Origin of the sequence: Mycoplasma sp. HS2188 (genome assembly GCF_025209835.1) — a bacterium.
Taxonomy (GTDB): Bacteria; Bacillota_I; Bacilli_A; order Mycoplasmatales; family Metamycoplasmataceae; genus Mycoplasmopsis.
This window is the reverse complement of the sequence record NZ_JAOAOI010000002.1, coordinates 18,096-36,593: the sequence shown is the minus strand read 5'-3', so window position 1 is coordinate 36,593 and position 18,498 is coordinate 18,096. Positions and strand designations below refer to the sequence as shown.

At 31.0% G+C, this 18,498-nt stretch carries 15 protein-coding genes; 8 read left to right on the top strand and 7 right to left on the bottom strand.

Annotated elements, in window-relative coordinates; translation table 4 throughout:
- Positions 1-2 precede the first annotated feature (2 nt).
- Positions 3-899 carry a DegV family protein gene (locus tag N1F73_RS01075; RefSeq protein WP_260359523.1) on the bottom strand — a complete coding sequence of 299 codons (897 nt, stop codon included), beginning with the start codon at positions 897-899 and terminating at the stop codon, positions 3-5.
- Positions 900-1,259: 360 nt separating this feature from the next.
- Here N1F73_RS01075 and N1F73_RS01070 point away from each other — a divergent pair, with 360 nt between their 5' ends.
- Both N1F73_RS01070 and N1F73_RS01065 read left to right on the top strand, forming a co-directional pair.
- Positions 1,260-2,345, top strand: coding sequence for a thiamine pyrophosphate-dependent enzyme (locus N1F73_RS01070; RefSeq protein WP_259289938.1), 1,086 nt, complete (start codon positions 1,260-1,262; stop codon positions 2,343-2,345).
- A 27-nt stretch (positions 2,346-2,372) separates the two neighbouring features.
- A complete protein-coding gene (locus N1F73_RS01065; RefSeq protein WP_259289939.1) occupies positions 2,373-3,359 on the top strand; it encodes an alpha-ketoacid dehydrogenase subunit beta in 987 nt (328 codons plus the stop codon).
- A 96-nt stretch (positions 3,360-3,455) separates the two neighbouring features.
- On the opposite strand, the gene rpsT is transcribed toward N1F73_RS01065, so the two are convergent.
- Positions 3,456-3,731: a 30S ribosomal protein S20 gene (rpsT, locus tag N1F73_RS01060; RefSeq protein ID WP_260359522.1), complete on the bottom strand. Its 276-nt coding sequence runs from the start codon at positions 3,729-3,731 to the stop codon at positions 3,456-3,458.
- 234 nt (positions 3,732-3,965) lie between these two features.
- On the opposite strand from rpsT, the gene N1F73_RS01055 reads away from it, so the two are divergent.
- From N1F73_RS01055 to N1F73_RS01030, 6 genes are all read left to right on the top strand, one after another.
- Positions 3,966-4,379: a winged helix-turn-helix domain-containing protein gene (locus N1F73_RS01055; protein ID WP_259289941.1), complete on the top strand. Its 414-nt coding sequence runs from the start codon at positions 3,966-3,968 to the stop codon at positions 4,377-4,379.
- Between the two features lie 140 nt (positions 4,380-4,519).
- Complete coding sequence (locus tag N1F73_RS01050) at positions 4,520-4,948, top strand: ribosome assembly cofactor RimP (RefSeq protein ID WP_260359521.1); 429 nt, start codon at positions 4,520-4,522, stop codon at positions 4,946-4,948.
- A gap of 17 nt (positions 4,949-4,965) precedes the next feature.
- Positions 4,966-6,588 (top strand): hypothetical protein, encoded by a 1,623-nt coding sequence (locus tag N1F73_RS01045; RefSeq protein WP_260359520.1) that lies wholly within the window; start codon positions 4,966-4,968, stop codon positions 6,586-6,588.
- Entirely contained in the window at positions 6,576-6,866 is a 291-nt protein-coding gene (locus N1F73_RS01040; RefSeq protein ID WP_259289944.1) for a YlxR family protein, read from the top strand. Before N1F73_RS01045 ends, N1F73_RS01040 begins: the two co-directional genes overlap by 13 nt.
- Positions 6,845-8,650 carry a translation initiation factor IF-2 gene (infB, locus tag N1F73_RS01035; protein WP_259289945.1) on the top strand — a complete coding sequence of 602 codons (1,806 nt, stop codon included), beginning with the start codon at positions 6,845-6,847 and terminating at the stop codon, positions 8,648-8,650. Before N1F73_RS01040 ends, infB begins: the two co-directional genes overlap by 22 nt.
- A gap of 28 nt (positions 8,651-8,678) precedes the next feature.
- Positions 8,679-9,194, top strand: a complete 516-nt coding sequence (locus N1F73_RS01030) for an adenine phosphoribosyltransferase (protein WP_259289946.1) — start codon at positions 8,679-8,681, stop codon at positions 9,192-9,194.
- A gap of 37 nt (positions 9,195-9,231) precedes the next feature.
- On the opposite strand, the gene N1F73_RS01025 is transcribed toward N1F73_RS01030, so the two are convergent.
- The 5 genes from N1F73_RS01025 to dnaE all read right to left on the bottom strand — a co-directional run bounded on the left by N1F73_RS01025 (position 9,232) and on the right by dnaE (position 18,364).
- Positions 9,232-10,806 (bottom strand): MnuA family membrane nuclease, encoded by a 1,575-nt coding sequence (locus N1F73_RS01025; protein WP_260359519.1) that lies wholly within the window; start codon positions 10,804-10,806, stop codon positions 9,232-9,234.
- Positions 10,807-10,890: 84 nt separating this feature from the next.
- Positions 10,891-11,934, bottom strand: coding sequence for an LLM class flavin-dependent oxidoreductase (locus tag N1F73_RS01020; protein WP_260359518.1), 1,044 nt, complete (start codon positions 11,932-11,934; stop codon positions 10,891-10,893).
- A 254-nt stretch (positions 11,935-12,188) separates the two neighbouring features.
- Positions 12,189-14,435 carry a lipoprotein 17-related variable surface protein gene (locus tag N1F73_RS01015; protein WP_260359517.1) on the bottom strand — a complete coding sequence of 749 codons (2,247 nt, stop codon included), beginning with the start codon at positions 14,433-14,435 and terminating at the stop codon, positions 12,189-12,191.
- Between the two features lie 139 nt (positions 14,436-14,574).
- Complete coding sequence (locus N1F73_RS01010) at positions 14,575-15,453, bottom strand: 5'-3' exonuclease (RefSeq protein WP_259289950.1); 879 nt, start codon at positions 15,451-15,453, stop codon at positions 14,575-14,577.
- A 1-nt stretch (position 15,454) separates the two neighbouring features.
- Positions 15,455-18,364 (bottom strand): DNA polymerase III subunit alpha, encoded by a 2,910-nt coding sequence (gene dnaE / locus N1F73_RS01005; protein WP_260359515.1) that lies wholly within the window; start codon positions 18,362-18,364, stop codon positions 15,455-15,457.
- Positions 18,365-18,498 lie beyond the last annotated feature (134 nt).

Below are 18,498 nucleotides of genomic sequence, written 5' to 3'. Positions count from 1 at the left end.
TGCTAACGGTTTTTTAATTCAATAATTTTTTCTTTGTAGAGTTCAATAATTTTTTTGTCCAATTCAAAAGCAAGAACAGCTAAGGCTTCGGGTCCTGTGTGCATAGCAACAACAGGAGCAATTAAATCAACACAAGGTTTGACTCCCAAGTGATTTTCAATATTATTGACAAATTCTTCAAGTTCTTGCTGTGGTGAAAATGAGTGTAAAGCGAGAGTGAATAATTCTTTGCCCTCATTGATAGGAAAAATTTCTCTTTTTTTCTCAATAGCTTTGAGAATAGTTTTATTAAATGTTCTACCTACGCCCTCTTTTTTTAATGAACCTTCTTCTCAACAAATCATTGGAATTATTTTGAAAAGCTTAGCAACAGCAGCTGCTGTTGGATGAAGTCTACCACCTTTAACTAAATAATTATTATATTTAGGGATCAAAGTGATTGAATGTCTGTATCAACCGTTTTCCATTGAGTCAACATACCCATCAAATTTTGTTGGGTCTATACTCATTTGGTGTTCGAACCAAACTAAATCAAGTAATATCATTTGTAAAACTTGTACAGATTGAACCACTCTAACATTTTCGTAATTACGAGCCAAAATTGTCAATGATGAACAAGTACCAGACAAATTTTTAGAAATAGGATAAATTAATACTTTCTCGTATTCTTTTGTTAATTTATCTAAAAGCTCTTCAGCTTCACCTAAATTAACGGCAGAAGTTCGGCCTTCTTCATTTTTGCCATAAATTTCAAAAAGGTTGTTTGAATTGATGTCAATGCCATCTCTATACTCTTTACCATTTATATTAATATGAAGTGGGAGAAATTCTCAGTTTAATTCGTTTGCTTGCGTTTTAGTCAAAGTGCAAGACGAGTCTACAATTATTGCGTATTTCATAAAAATATTATAGCAAATACAAATAAATGTTTATTATTATACTAATATCGTTTTTAGTGGAACTTTACAGCCCTCTTAGCCAAATAACTAAACTAAAAAAATTCCGATTTTATAACTCCAAAAATAGGTTTATTTATAGCTAATGTAGAAAAAATTTCATATTTATGAAAATAATAATATAAAAAAACATTACCATATTTATTATTTACGTTAAAAATGATTGATTTTTGCTTTTTTTAGCGTATTTTTGGGCTTTTATGAAGATTTTAATAAAAAAATATTTTTACGCTTTCGGTTTTCCCTTTGTATAATTATTACGTATAAAAAATATACAATTTTATTCTATGAAAGGAAACGCATATGAAATTCAAATTTATCGATGGTCGCAAAGTTATGAACGACCCAGAATCAATGATTCGTTTTTTAGACGTGGATGGAAATTTAATTGATAAATCATTTAAACCTTCAGCATCTAATGAGTTATTGAAAGACATGTACAACAACATGTTGAAATCTCGTGCATGAGATACATACGCATTAACACTACAAAAAACAGGGCGTTTAGGTACATTTGCACCTGCTTTAGGTGAAGAAGCTCACTTAACAGCTTTAGGTTTTGCTATGAAAGAAGAAGACTGATTCATTCCTCACTACCGTGTTCTAGGTACATTACTAGCTCGTGGTGAAACAATGGAATCAATCTACCTATACTGAAGAGGTTCTGAATTAGGTAACAAATTCAAATCAAACACAGTTCCATTGCAAGTTGTTATTGCTTCACAAATTTCACAAGCTGCCGGAGTTGCTAAAGCTCTTAAAGAAAAAGGCGAAAAACAAGTTGCTTTCACAATTATTGGTAACGGTGGAACAAACGAAGGTGAATTCCACGAAGGATTAAACTGAGCTTCATTGTTCAACTTACCAGTTGTTGTTGTTGTTGCAAACAACAGATGAGCTATTTCAGTTCCAGAACACAACAGCTACAAAGTTAAAACTATTTCACAAAGAGCTCTATCATACGACATTCCAGGTCTACGTGTAGACGGAAACGACTTATTAGCTGCTTACGAAGTATTAAAAGAAGCTGCTGAATGAGCACGTGAAGGAAATGGACCAGTTCTAGTTGAAATGGTTACATGACGTCAAGGTCAACACACCACTTCAGATGACCCACGTGTTTACCGTACAAGAGAAGAAGAAATTGAACACGAAAAATGAGAACCATTCCACCGTATTGAAAAATACTTGATGGAAAATGGTATCGTTACTGAAGCTGAAAAAGAAGCATTCTTTAATGCTGCTACAGAAGATGCTAAAGCATCATACGACAAATCTACAGAAACTCTTACAAAAGAAGGATTTGACGACATTTACAAATACACCTATGAAACATTACCTGAAGAACTAATCGAACAAAGAGAAGCAAACAGAAGATTTGTAAAATAGGATTCACATTTACTAAGGAGATATATTATGGAAACAATTAAATTAAATAACATTGGTGCCATCACAAACGCATTAGAAATTGCGATGGAAAGAGATAAATCTGTTATTGTTTATGGTGAAGACGCAGGTTTTGAAGGTGGTGTGTTCCGTGCAACACAAGGTTTGCAAAAAAAATTCGGTGTAAATAGAGTATTTGATGCCCCAATTTCTGAATCAGCTATCGTAGGTACTGCTATTGGTTCAGCTATGGCTGGATTAAGACCAGTTGCCGAAATTCAATTCTCAGGTTTTATATTTTACGGTTTGGGACAATTATTCCCTAGTGCAGCTCGTATGAGAAATAGATCACGTGGTAAATTCAATGTACCATTGGTACTAAGAATGCCAGTTGGTGGAGGGGTTAAAGCTCTAGAACACCACTCAGAAGCAATCGAAGCATTGTTCACACACATCCCAGGTCTAAAAGTAGTTATGCCAGCTACACCATACGATACAAAAGGTTTATTACTTTCAGCTATCGATGACAATGACCCAGTTGTATTCTTAGAACACAAACACGACTATCGTGCTTTCAAACAAGAAATTCCTGCTGGACACTATACAGTAGAAATTGGTAAAGCAGACGTTAAAGTTGAAGGTGATGACCTAACAGTTGTAACATACGGTCACATGCTACACGAAACAACAGCTGCTCTACAATTATTAAGAGAAGAAGGAAAAGATTACTCAATCGAAGTTATTGACCTAAGAACTCTAAAACCACTTGATACTAAAACAGTTATCGACTCTGTTAAAAAAACAGGACGTGTATTGGTTGTATCAGAATCAGTTCAATCAGGTTCAATTACAGCAGAAGTTATTACACGTGTAAACGAACACGCATTCGACAACCTACTTGCTGCGCCAGTTCGTTTAAACGGTGCAGACGTTACAATTCCTTTACCAGCACTTGAAAATGAATTCACTGTTAACAAAGATAGAATTGCCACAGTAATTAAAGAAATTCTAGGATAGAATTAAATAATCAAAAAACAGGAGCGATCCTGTTTTTTCTTTGCGTTTTTGTAACAAAAAAAGAGCATTTGATATGCTCTTATAAACGAAAGCTTATTATGCTTCAACAATAGCGTTTTGTGCGTTAACAAATTTATCTAGACGAGATGATTTTCTTGCACCTTTATTTGGGTGGAAAACACCTTTTTGTACTGCTGTAGCAATAATTGAATGTGCTTTTTTAACTAATTCATTCATTTTATCGTCTTTTGCTAAAACAGCTTCTCTTGCTGCTCTAATTGCTTTACGCACTCTTGTTTTCATTGCGTTGTTTCTTAGTCTATTTTGTTCAGACTTTGCAATGTTTTTAACTTTTGATTTAATATTTGCCATATAAGCCTCCTCTTTTTTCATAATGTACTATTAAAATAGTTGAAAAAATCAAAATTATTATATATCAAATTAAATTTAATAAAAATTATTTTTTTGCTCAAAATAATAATATAATAATTTACTTCTATGAATTTAAAAATGAGCGATTTGGTTCATAGACCCTAAAGCATTTTTCAATAAATAATCTAAATTTTAACTAATATCAAAAGAAATAAAAATTAAGATAAGGAACTAATGAAGTCAAAATTTGAATTAAGAAAAACAAAAACATTAAAATTAATTGCAAATAATAAAGACCTAACCAACAGCCAACTTGCAGAAAAAGCAGGGTTGAGTATTTCAACCATAAAAAGATGCAAAAAACGTTTAAAGGAAAACGATGGATACTCTGTGGAAAAGGTTTTTCACGGCAACAAAAATAAAAAACACAACAAGTATTCGGACGAAGAAATTATAAAATTAGGCGAATTTTACAATAGTATTAAGGTTTTATCTGAAAACGAGGAAACAGGTAAATTTAAAAAATATTTAAATCTAAGTGATTTTTATAGAAAATATGTCAAAATTGACATTTCTCTGTCTAATTTAACACGCAGGCTGAAATCACTAGGTTACACATCTGTCTTTGCCCACAAGAAAAAAGTGTAAACACTTCAAAATATGTTTATTTTTCGTGGTTAATTGCTAAAAAAATGCAAAAATTGTTTAATTTTGTGTATAATAAATTCAACAAGTCAAATATTAATTGAGTTGCGACAGCAACTTTTTGTTATTTTTAAGGAGAAATATTGAACTGGAAGGAAAAATTACAAGCCCAATTTGGCGACGTTATTGTTGACGCCAAAGAAACAAATATTGAATCAATGTTTGTGTTGGATATTACTTTGAAACATACAGATATGAGTAAAGTTAATGCTGAATCACGTTTAATAAATGAGTGACTAGACACTCAAAATATTGAGCGATTTGATTCAATTTCAATACATTCACCAGGAGTTGATTTAAATTATACAGTCGATGAATTAAACGAACATATCGGCGAAGAATTATTAATAAAATTACACAAAAATGAAAACAAAGTTAATGAATATAAAGCGATTTTATTAGAAGTTTTTGATGATGAAATTTTATTGAGATGAAACCAAAAAGGCAATATTAGAAAAATAAAATTATCAAAATCTAACATCGCTTCTATAGAAAAATATATTAAATTTTAATTTATAAGGAGAATATAATGACAAAAGCAATTAAAGTTTCAAATATTGCTAGAGATTTTTACGAAATCGTTAAATCATTTGAAGAAAAACAAAGACTAAATTTAAGTGATATTATCAATGTTTTTAGCACCGAAACCACAAAAATACTTTCAAAAATTGATGAAGATATTGAGGTTGAGTATGTATTAAATGAAGAAGACAAAACATTGACACCATTGGTAAAAACTTTAACAGTAATTTCTGACGAAGAAGCGCAAGAATTTACCAACAATAATGACCACGACACACGTTTATTGATGTTCACCACATATATCTCATTATCAGATGCAAAATTAATTAATGAAAACAGTGAAGTCGATGATACAGTGGCTAAAGAATTAGATTTAGAATCTCTATCAAAAGTATTAAAAAATACTAAATTCCCAAACCTATTAAGAACAATTCACTCATCAATTCAACAAGGTATGTCAATTTTAAGAAAACAACGTGTTTACGAGATTTTTAAAAACAGAATTGGCGAAAGAGTAAGAATTCAATACAATGCGAAAAATTCTGATGGATCATGAAATGTTCAAATTACTGAAGAAGACACAATGTCAACTCCTGCCTATTTACCTTCTAATTTAATTAGTTCAAAAGCTAACATCAAAGTTGGGCAATACGGACACGCAACAATTATCAATGTTGAAGAAGAAGCAAGACTTAGTCAAGTACAAGTTTCAGTTGATTCAAAAGAAAATGTAGAGCAAGCACTAAAAGTAAGTATTCCTGAATTAAATGAAGACTTAATCGAAATTGTTGATTCAGTAAGACAACCAGGCGAAAGAACAAAAGTTGCATTTAAACCCGGAATAAATGCTAATAGTGATTTTGATGTTTTTGGTGCAATAATTGGTCCAAATGGTCAAAGAATTACTGGCGTAAACGAAGTTATTGGCGAAAAAATTGATGTTATTTTATATGATGAAGATCCTAAAAAATTCATCATCAATGCTATGTCACCAGCAAGAGTTATTGATGTAGTTGAAAAATCAAATAATAACGAAAATGCAATGAGAAATTCATATTGAGTTATTGTATCAAAAGATGCTTTAACACCAGCAATAGGTCGTAGAGGTGTGAATGTATCTCTAGCGTCAAGCTTAACAAATTGTAATTTAGATATTATTAGCGATGTAGATGCTAAAGCTCAAGGTATTGTGTTTAATAACTCAAAAGCGTTTGAAGTTAAAACCTCAACCGCAACTCGCAAAAATACAAGACCAGCAAGACGTGCAAACGCTTTTGATGTTTCTAAAATTAACATTTCAGCTGATTCATTTGACGATGATGTTATGAGCTTTACTGAACAAGAATTCAAGGACATTGATACATCAGACTTTGGCTTAGAATTTGAAGAATTATTCAAACAACATCAACAAAACACTGAAAAAACTGTTGAAGAATCATTCACATTAGATGATGCGGTTAATAGTTTTGTTGCTGAAAATGATAAGGCAACTCAAATTAAAGACGACTTTGAGGATTACAGAAGAGTTAAAGAAGTTATGGAAAACTTCAAAACAGACGATGATTTATCTAAATACGGTCTTGATGATTTTGATTTAAGTGAATTTGATGATGAAGATTGGGACGAATAGTCTTGGTTAAACGTAAGTGTATTATTACTAATCAGATTTTAGAAGTTGCTAATTTGATAAGATTTGATTATGACAAAAAAAACAATCAAATTAGTCTCGATTTAGATAAAAATATGAAAGGTCGTGGTGCTTATCTTTTATTGAACGAACAAACTTGACAACAAGTTTTAAAAACAAAAGCACTTAATCGTACTTTTAGGACAAATGTTAGTCGTGAAACGTATATAAAAATACAACATCAATTAGAGGAGGCGAAATGTCTAAGAAAAACAGAATAACAAACCAACAAGATGTTCAATCGCAATTAAACAACATTAAAACCGAGGTAAAAGACGGAGTGTTTATTTTTACAAGCACAATGCCATTGGGAGAATTTGCGAATAAAGTCGGTGTAAACCCTAATGATTTAATCAAAAAGTTTATGATGAAAGGCAAAATGTACCAAATCAATCATATTTTGGAAGAAGAAGAAATTGCTGAATTATGTTTGGAATTAAACCTTGACTTTAAAAAAGAACAAAGTGTTGATGCATCAAATTTTTTAAACACAGTTGAATTTATTGATGATGAAAAATCTTTAACAAAACGTCCACCAGTAATTACCATCATGGGACACGTTGATCATGGTAAGACTTCTTTATTGGACTATATTCGTAAGTCTAAAGTTGTTGAAACTGAATCAAGTGGAATTACACAACATGTTGGTGCTTATCAAGTAATCAATGATAAAGGCACAATTACATTTATTGATACTCCTGGACATGAAGTGTTTACTGAAATGCGTTCAAGAGGAGCACAAGTAACTGACATTGTTATTTTGGTGGTTGCTGCCGATGATGGAGTTATGCCACAAACCAAAGAGGCGATCCAACACACCAGAGCGGCTAATGCTCCTATGATAGTGTTTGTTAATAAAATGGACAAACAAACTAAAGATATAGAAAAAGTTAAACGTGAATTAGCTGAAAATGACGTAATTGTTGAAGAATACGGCGGCGATGTTCCTATTGTTTATGGTTCAGCCAAAACGGGTGAAGGTGTTGACGAATTATTAGACAACATTATTACTTTTTCTGATTTAATGGACTTGAAAGCAAACAAAAATAGATATCCATCAGGATTTGTACTAGAATCGAGAGCTGACAAAGGTGTTGGTGTGGTTGCTACATTAATCATTGACAATGGTACTTTATACAAAGGCGACTATATGGTGGCTGGTTCAACATATGGGCGTATTAAGTCACTAAAAAATACCAACGGTAAATTAATTGAATTTGCTACACCAGGAATGCCGGTTGTTGTGTCTGGGTTAAACACATCACCACAAGCTGGAGAAAGATTCATTTCATTCGAAGATGAAAAATTTGCTAAAAAAATTGCTATCGAAAAACAACAAATGGACAAGAGAACTGACTTATTCAATCGTGCTCAAGCAGCATCTGATGAAGATGGCAAAAAAATCTTAAACATTATAATTCGTTCTGATGTTCAAGGAACATCAGAAGCCCTAAAATCAAAATTAGATGGGATGAGCAATGATGAGGCAATAATTAGAGTTATCGGTGCTCAAACGGGTGAAGTTTCTAACTCGGACTTATTATTAGCTCAAACATCAGATGCGCTAATTATTACATTCAGAATAAAAGCAAGCTCAAATATTAAACAAAGTGCTAAACAAGCAGGTGTAAAAATTGCTTACTATGATGTTGTATTCAAAGTTATCGAAGACATGCAAACTTGACTTGATGGCGAAAAAGCAGTAGTTTATGAAGAGAAAAAAATTGGTTCAGGCCATGTTATTAAAACATTTTTCTACTCAAAAGTCGGAACTATTGCGGGTACTATGCTTGATGAAGGTGTTGTAAAAGCAAACTCTAAAGTTAAAGTCTTTAGAGGCAAAAAACTAATCCACGAAGGTGTTATTGAAACACTACGTAGAGACATAAACGATGTAAAAGAAGTCGAAAAAGGAAAAGACTTCGGTATGAAAATTCGTAAATTTAATGACATTAAAGAAGACGATGTGGTTGAATTTTTCGAAGATGTTGCAGTAACAATTTAATTGATTTAAAAAATAAATTGGAGATTTAATGAAATTAGATAAATATATTAGAGATATCCCAAATTTCCCAAAACAAGGAATTTTGTTTAAAGATATTAGTCCTTTATTGGGTGATGGTGAAGCATTGCACTATACAATAACACAGATGGCTGAACTTGCAAAAGATTGTGATATTATTGTTGGTCCTGATGCCAGAGGATTTTTGTTCGGTACACCAACAGCAGCTATATTGAAAAAACCATTCGTAATGGTTAGAAAACCGGGAAAATTGCCTGGTGAAGTTATCAGTAAAAATTATGATTTGGAATACGGAAATAATGTATTACAAATACAAAAAGGCTTTATCAAACCAGGTCAAACAGTGGCTATTATTGACGATGTTTTAGCGACCGGTGGCACCACTAAAGCAATTGTTACTTTACTTGAGGAACAAGGGGCAATAGTCAAAAGAATTATTCTTTTATTAGAACTTGAATCGCTAAAAGGTAGAGAAAAATTTGCCAATAAAAACATTGAAGTTTCATCTTTAATTAAAGTTAAATAAAAATATAAAAATCGGCTGGGGCCGATTTTTTGTTTAATTAATGTTGATCATTAACATCCAAAACTAAATCATAGCTAATTGGCGAATGATCTGAAACACCAGAATAAATATAACCTATTTCACTTTTGTATTTTTTTTCTGAAATTTGTGAACAATATTCAATTCATTCTTCTAACGAGCTAATTTTAGAAAATTGAAAAATTGAAGGATCGTTTACAAAATCATACAAGTGATAAATTTTTGGATTAGTATATTTTAGGTTAGAACTATGAATAATTTTGTCGTATGGTTGACTATATTTACCATATGCTTTTTTAAGTGAGGTTGCATTGCTTTCATCATCATCAAAGACAATTTGAGCATTATAATCATTTACTCAACCAAAAGCCTGACTTTGATTTTTCAATTCAATATTAGTATCACCTTGAAAAATTAAATCATCATCACCATTATTTATTGTTTTTGCTCATTCAAATGCATTTTTTATGTTTCATGCTTCATTAAATTCGCCAGATCCATTACCACCGCTAACACCAATTTCTCCTTCATTAACTCCTGGTCCGTCAAAGTGCGAAACTAGGTAAGTGAAATTATTATTTTTATATTTCAATAAATTTACATTGAATTTAACTGTAAAAGGTGGTCTTGAATAACCATTTAATGAGCCGCCGAATTTATTTTCAAAATTTGAATTATTATAGAGTGCTTTATACTGATTATTTTGCAATAAAGCAGGCGAAACTACTGTATTTTTATAGATAAATCCAGCATGTTTATCTGCTTGATTTTTGTGACCTTCGGCTATTGGGTATTCATCAGAAATAATGTATTTTCAATCATTATTGACTGAATGTTTTGTATCTATTTCATTTAGAAGATTGACCACTTGTTTAATAGCCTCTTCACTGTCTAATTCAGTCACACCAACAACATCATAATCTTGTGTATAAATAATTGAAGCTATTGCTTGACCTTTTGGTTTATACTTTACTGATCTTGAACCGAAATTTAAAACATTTCAAGAAGCTATTCTTATGAAGTTTTTTGAATCACCGTTATTTATATTATCGTTATCGTTGGTATCGGGCTGTTCATGTTTTTCTTCTTTATTGTCAGTAACATTACTTTCGGTAGCAGTGGTTTCTTCAGATGCGTTTGCGTCTGATTTATCAGTGTCATGCACTTCAGTGCTGTTGGTTTCGGTATTTTCGCTTGGGTTTGATTGTTGATTGTTATCATCTTTGTTTTGATCGTTATCACTTACAACACTATCTTTTGGTTGGTCTTCGTTGATTTTAATAATTTTATCAGCAGGAATAACCAATTCCTTGATATTTCAAACATTTTGGTGATCCTTTAGTTGATATAGAACACGAATGTCGCCGTTACTTAATGTTTCTTTATCTATCAACATTATTTCAATGTTTTTGTTGTTGTTAAGTAGTTCAAAACTATTTGATTTGATTTCGTTGAAGTGAATTTTATCAATATTTGTCTTTAATTTTATTGATAAATTATTTATATCCTGATTATTTTTGCATGAAATAACAATTAAGGGTGTTGTTGTGATACTTAAAGATGAGAAAACAAACTTTAATTTATTTTTAGTCATAATTTTATTATACCTTTTTTTCGGGCATTTTCACGAATAGCCTTATAAATAAGCAATAAAAAATACAGCGTGAGCTGTATTATATTATTTGTTTTTGAAGTATTCTCTAACGATTGGTGCAACTTTTTCACCAAAAAGTTTGATTGAATTTAAAACATCTTCATGTGGCAATGAACCAACTGGTAGGTGAATTAAGAATCTTGTTAATCCTAATCCCTCTACTAATTTAATAATTTTTTTAGCAACTAATTCTGGTGAACCGACCATCATTGCCCCTTCTTCAGAAACCATGTGTTCGTATGCTTCTTTAGATAATTCTCTTCATGAAGATCTATCTTTTGCGATTCTATCTACAAAAATTTTGGTTGGGTAGTAGTATTTTTTAACAGCTTCTTCAGTTGTATTATCAATGTAACCTCATGAGTGAGCTCCGACTTGCATATTTTCTAAATTATCACCGTGGACACTTTTGAAAGTTTCCTTATATGCGTCTACTAAATATTTAAATGCGAATGGATTTCCACCAATAATTGCATAAATAATTGGTAGACCTCTATAAGCTGTTTGTAGTGTTGATTGACCATTACCACCGGTTGCTACTCAAATAGGTAAGTTAATGTGACGTGGGTATACACCTCTTTTATCTACACTTTGAGTTAGTTTTCCTTTTCAATCAAGTATTTCGTTAGCTTTGATTTCTTCAAGCATGTCTAATTTTTCGGTGAATAATTCATCGTAGTTATCTAATGTGTAACCAAATAGTGGGAATGATTCGGTAAATGATCCTCTACCAACCATTATTTCTGCTCTACCATTTGATAAAGCGTCAACAGTCGAGAAGTTTTGATAAACTCTAACTGGGTCATTTGATGACAATACTGTAACAGCACTTGATAATTTAATGTTTTTTGTGTTAACCGCACCAGCAGCCATCACAATTTCAGGAGCTGATACTGCGAAATCATCTCTATGGTGTTCGCCAATTGCATAAACATCAAGACCAACTTTATCAGCTAGTTCAATTTCAGCAACCATTTGTCTAATTCTTTCATCGTGTGGAATAGTTTTTCCTGTTTTTTCTAATGGTGTTGTTTCACCAAAAGTAGAAATTCCTAATTCAATTTTCATTTTAGCCTCTTTTCTTGAATTTAATTTTATTATTAATCTAATATTATTATTTATATGTCTTAATTATACAAAAAACGCAAAATCGGTCAAAATTTTATTTATTATACGCGTTTTTCGTTTTTTTAGCAGATAATGCATTATTTTGCTAATTTTTTAGCCAAAATCAGCATTTTCGTTTTTTTGCAAAAATATTTGAAAAAAATTTTTATATAAAAAAATAGAAAAAACTTATAAGTTTGATCTATTTTTGATAATTAGTTCTCTGCGTTTGTTGTTGCTGTATCGAATAATTCAAGTTTAAATACTTCGGTATCATCTTCACCGTTCGCTAAAACTAAAACGTACTCAATGTAGTATTTGGTTCCATCGTTAACAATTGCAATACCTTTGTTTGATCCTTTTTTATGTGGTCAGGAAACGTTATTATTCCCTCCGTGTGTAAGCACCTCAACGCTTTCGTCATAAGATAAGGCAGATGTAAAGGCTGGATCTTTTTTGTTTAAAGTAACAGCGTTATTTTTGATGGTGATAAATGCAACTTTTCTACCATTTTCGTCTTTTTTCTTGCTTTTTTCGTAATGATTAATTATTCTATTGTTGTTTTCTTCGTTTGCAACATATTTAAATAATTTGTTGTTTCATGCTAATGCATATAGTTCAGGAGTACGATATTCTTTGCTTTCAACTGCTTTAAATCCATCAAATTCATAGGTTTTTAATACAGGATCTGAATTTTCAACAAGGATATTTGTTCAATTTACACTAACAACAGCCACGGTGTTGTTATCTCCTTTGACACTAACACCGACTATTTCTGCGCTAACTGCTTGCGCATCATATTCAGGAAGTGTAAAGTTTGAAGGTAGCAGAGTAGCTGCATTAGTTTCTGCTTTATTTGCTTCGATTTCTGGGTTTAGAACTGGACGATGCGATTCATCATTAATATAATTTTGGAAATTAAATTCTTTATGTTTGAATCCTGTAAAACTATAATCGTTGGTAAATGTGTTATCGTCTTTAGAAACATTTAATGTTATTGTTAAAAGTCCTTTATAGTCATTTACAGAATTTTCTTTTATAGTTACAGTTTTTGTAACTCCTTCAGGGAAATTGAAATCTTGATCCCCGTTTTTAAATGTAAATGAATTTGCAACCGCTTGTGAAGCAAGAGTTTCACCCATATTTGGATATTCTGCGGTTAGATTAGCAAATTGTGCGTCAAAATCGTCGATTTTAAAGCCGGTTAATTCTTGGTTTTTAATTTCTGTTTCAAGAACTTCATCTCCAACTTGTGTAGTAACTGTAAAAGTTACAGCAACTTTACCTTGTCCGTTTAGTGGGTTAAATTCTTTGATTGAAATTTTTAGATTTTCATCATCTAAATTGTTCGTTATGTTTCCAGCAACAGCATTCACTTCTTTAACATCTGCGGCATTAGGATAACTTAAAGTAACACCACTAGATTTTTCATTAAGTTGGTCCAAGGTTAAAAATGTGAATTCTTGATTTTGCGATGTAACTACATCATCATAAAATACACTCGGTGTTTTATTGTTTTTGTATTGCGATAGTCTAAATTTCAATGAGTAACCAGCATCATTTTTTACTAAAACAGCACTGTTATTTAATTCGCTATCTTCTTTTCCTTCTTCTCTAGGAGATACTGTGTTAACTCCGAAACCTAATCTGAAGTCTTGATTAACCTCAAACAGTTTTACTCTTGTATTGTTTTCGTCACTACCATTCACGAATGGTTTGTCATAAAATGCAGCTTGTTTATAATCTCAATAAACTTTTGCTCCATCTTGAGCAGTGGCAAAATATTTTGAACTAGCAATATTTTTAACAATGTTGATATTGTTTGGAAGTTCAGCATAAGCGCTTTGAATTTGCTCTGGGTATTCTTCTTTAAATCCTTCAATTTGTTTAACAATTCTCAAGGTGTTACCGTTTGATTCGGTTATTGTAATAGTAACATCCAAAATTGATTTATTAGCTTTATTTGTGGCTAATGTAGTAACGGCAGCAGTTGCGTTTTGACTGTTTAGTGTAACGCTTACTTCTGGAATTGTTACATCTTTAGGGAATTTAGATTTAATTTCATCCGGTACGGAAACAGTGATTAATTCTGCATAGTTTACAGATTGGGCACTGTCTGTGTTTTCGTTTTGAGTTTGTGGGAATCCGGTAATAGATTTAATAACTTCAGAAATTTTTCCTGTTTTATTGTCTTTAACTTCTAATGTAACTAATAAAGTAGTATTAGATTCGCTCGAGACTTTAACGCTTTTTACGCTTACTGTAATTTTATCACCAGCAGTTGTGGTTGCGTTTATGTCACCCACAGTCACTGCTGAAGCAGGTTTAGTTAGTCCTCCCCTAACTTCTACACTGATTTCCTTTGAATAATCAGTATTTTTGGTACATGAAGCAGCAATAACTGGGAAAGCTGTCAATGTTGTTGCGGCAATTGTTAAAAAGCCAATTTTTTTCTTATTCATTTCACTCCTAATGTATTTTTTACATTTTTATTTTATATTAAAACCTCATATTTCGCCACTATATGTGGTTATAGGAGGGCTATTTGTGAAAAAAATATGAAAATATATAACAAAAAAACAGCGTCAAAATAATACGCTGTTACATAAATTCTTTTCATTTTGTGATTACATAATTCAAATCAAACGATTCTAAAACATTGATTCCTTCATCAACATTTATGGTTGTTACTGAGTAAAAAGGCAAATCGGTATTCATTTCAACATTTTTGTTTAATATTGTCAATGATTTTGCAAATTTTGCATCATTAACACCTAGTTCAAGTTTTGATTTTGTTGCCCCTTTAATTTCGTGAATATTTTGATAAATATTTTCGATTGAACCATATTTATTAATTAGTTTAATAGCACCAATTTTTCCTATTCCCGCAACACCTTTGATATTATCTGAACTATCTCCTGCTAGTCCTTTTAAATCTGGAATCTGGTAAGGTTTAATTTTGTGTATTTGTTCGAAATTTGATGTTGTGTATAAATCAAATTCATTATCGCTACTTTTGTATATAACACTTGTGGATTCGTTGACTAATTGTAATAAGTCTTGATCTTTGGAAAAAATATATTTTTCCACATTTTCAATTTGGCTTAATGTTGCAATTAAATCATCCGCTTCATCGCCAACTTGTTCAAATCATTTAATGTTAAAACCAGTTAAAATTTGTTTTACATAATCAAATTGCTCATGAATGCTTTCGGGTGCTTTTGAACGACCTGCTTTGTAATCTTCGTATAGAAGATGTCTTTTTGTTTTACCATGTGCATCAAAAGCGATAAACAGGTATTGTGGTTGAATGTAATTTAAAATTTTGTGTAAAGTCATAAAAAAGACGTGGACACCATTTGTGCTACGTCCTTGCGAGTCTTGCATAGACGAACCGTATCTTGAATAAGACGCATAAAATGATTGAAAGAGCAAAAAGTTGCCGTCAATAAGTAAAAATTTATCTTTTTTGTTATTCATATTAAATTCCTTTAAATGTTAGTAGTTTTAGTTTTGAATTATTGTTTGTTATTTTTGCTCTTATTAGATCATTTTTTTTGACATTAGACCATTCGTCTCATTTTGAGTTGTTCAAGAAGAAAACTTGTTTAGTTGTGCTATCGCTTAATTCAATAATAAAATAAGGTTTAGCGTTTAATTTTTTAATTTGTTCAACTTTTACAACAACTCATTCTGAATAATTCATTGGAATAGAGTTCAATTTAACACCACCCTCTTTTTCAAAACGCGAGGTGTCAAAAGCATTATAAGACATCCCTAATAATTCTTCTTCATTTTTGATTTCAAAAGCAATATCACGTTCGACATCATCAACTGAGTAATTAAAATTACCCATTTTTTCGAATTTATCTTTTAAAGTAATTCAATCAGTATCTTTAGGTATGCTTCTAAATTCATCTAAAATTGTGCTCAGTTGTTTAAGAATAGAATTCATATTGCCGTATTCTCTAAAAACATTGGCGCGAACTAAAATATCAATTGCATTGTCGGTTAGACCGGCAAGGCGTAATCTCAATATTGTTTCTGTTAAATTATTGCTAAATGGTCCATATTCATCAATGTTTTGAATGATTTTATTGATACTTTCACCCCCAAAACCTTTGATGATATCGAAAGGTAATCAAATTTGACCGTTTTTGATAACAGTATTAGCTGACGAATGCAATATGCTTGGTGAATTGACAATTTTGTTTTGCTTTCTAATTTCTAAAGCATATTGATTAATTTTTGATTGCGAACCTCTTGAATTTGAAATTAATGCTGAATAAAAAATTAATGGATAATATGTTTTATAAAAAGCCATTTTCATTGTTAAAAACGCATAAGAAACTGCGTGTGATTTATTGAATCCGTATTCGGCAAAACGTTCAATATTTGAATAAATTTTATTTACTTGACTCTCGCTTAAACCATTTCTCAAAGCGCCTTCAACAAATTTGTCTTTATATTGTCTTATCTTTTGTTCGTCTTTTTTACTGATTGCTCGTCTTAAAAAGTCTGCTTCAACAAAACTCATGTTTGCAACTTTTTGTGCAATTAACATTATTTGTTCTTGATAAACCATTATGCCGTATGTTGAACTTAAAATTTCATCATAAATAGGATGAATTTTTTGTATTAACGAAGGGTTTTGTTTATTGTTGGCATAAGTTGATATATAAGCCATCGGTCCAGGACGGAATAGAGAAATAATGGCGTATAAATCTTCAAACAAGTTTAATTTTACCTTTGAAATTGTTTTTTTCATTCCGGGCGACTCTAATTGGAATAAACCTTCAGTAAATCCATCATTTAAATTTTTAAAAACTTTTTGGTCGTTGATAATTTCTTTGTGTTCTGGTGTTTTTAATAAGTTCTCAAATCAATATTTTTTATCAATCAATTGCTCCATATTTTGAATTTCAGTCAGTGTTTTTAAACCTAATAAATCAATTTTCAACAAACCAAAATTTTCAACAAAATCCATTGTTAGTTGAACTTGTTGATAAAGCCCGTCATTGCTTAAACATACAGGAGCATAATTTGAAATATTTTCTTGAGCAATTATTAATCCTGCAGGATGATAACTTTGTTGTCTAGGCAGTCCTTCAATTTTCATTGCGTGTTTAAGTAGCAATGGAAATTCTTCAATTTCTTTTCTAAATGCTGGATTTTTAAGCACTGCATCCGATAAAGATTCGCTAGGTGATAAAGTTTTGGAAATAATATTGATTTTGTTTAAAGGTATTTCCAACATTCGCCCCACATCTCTTATAGCCATCTTAGCCCCTAAAGTTTGAAATGTTGAGATAAATGAGACTCTATTAAAACCGTACTTATTTTTTAAATATTCAAACACTTCCATACGACGATCGTCCTGAATATCAATATCAATATCAGGTCATGAAATTCTTTGAGGATTTAAAAAACGCTCAAATAATAAATCATATTTCAATGGGTTTATTGATGTAATGTTTAAAAGATAAGAAATAAAGGAACCGGCCGCACTACCTCTACCAGGACCGATACTGATACCTTGAGATTTTGCTCAGTTAACTAAATCTTGGATTATTAAAAAATAGTCAACAAAACCTAATGATTTAATTGTTTCAAACTCATATGATAATCTTGGTTTTCATTCATTTATGTCTTTAGGCAATTCATCACGAATTCTATCAATACCCTTATTCAATAACTCAACTAAAAGTGCTTCATTTTGCTTCGCATCATTATTATCGTATTTAGCCAAATGTAATTTTTTTTCCGGCAATACAAAATTGCAATTTTCAATAATTTCGTCAATTCTTTCAATTATTATAGGGTCTAATTCAGGTGTTTCAAAATAGTCTAACATTGTGCTAGAAATTGAGTTATTACCTAATTTTTGCAATAAATTTAATGTATCAATATCATTTTTGTTGAATAGCTGATTTTGTTTAATAAAGATAGCATTTTCAATATTAATATCCAATGAATTGACATAATATTTTGCATTTTCAAATTGATACATTTCTCTATTTTTAGTGTAATAACCATCAGTAGGGTGATCTATGATTATTAGATCAGTGTGATCAATATCAGAGAGCAAAATTTGATTGTTTTTTGATTTTTCTAACACAAGCTCATTTAATTTTTGAAAACCAGTGTAATTTTTAGCAAGCAATATAAATCTATACTCGCTAACATCAAGGTCAAGCCCGACGATTGGTTTAATATTATTCAAAGCACATGTGTCAAGAAATAAGCCAAGTCCAAACATATTGTTATGGTCGGTTAAGGCAACAGCTTTTAAACCAGCTTTTTTGCTTTCTTCAACTAATGTTTTGATACGTATTAGTGAATCTAAAAAAGTATATTCAGTTGTGTTATATAAGTTTGTAAATTTATTCATATATTAATAATACTAAAATATTACTTTTTAGACTAAACATGGAAAAAATAATTAAAATTATGTCCTATGTTTGGATTTATTTCAGCAAAAATGCTAAAGATAATTATTAAAAATATCAAAAAAACTCGAACTGA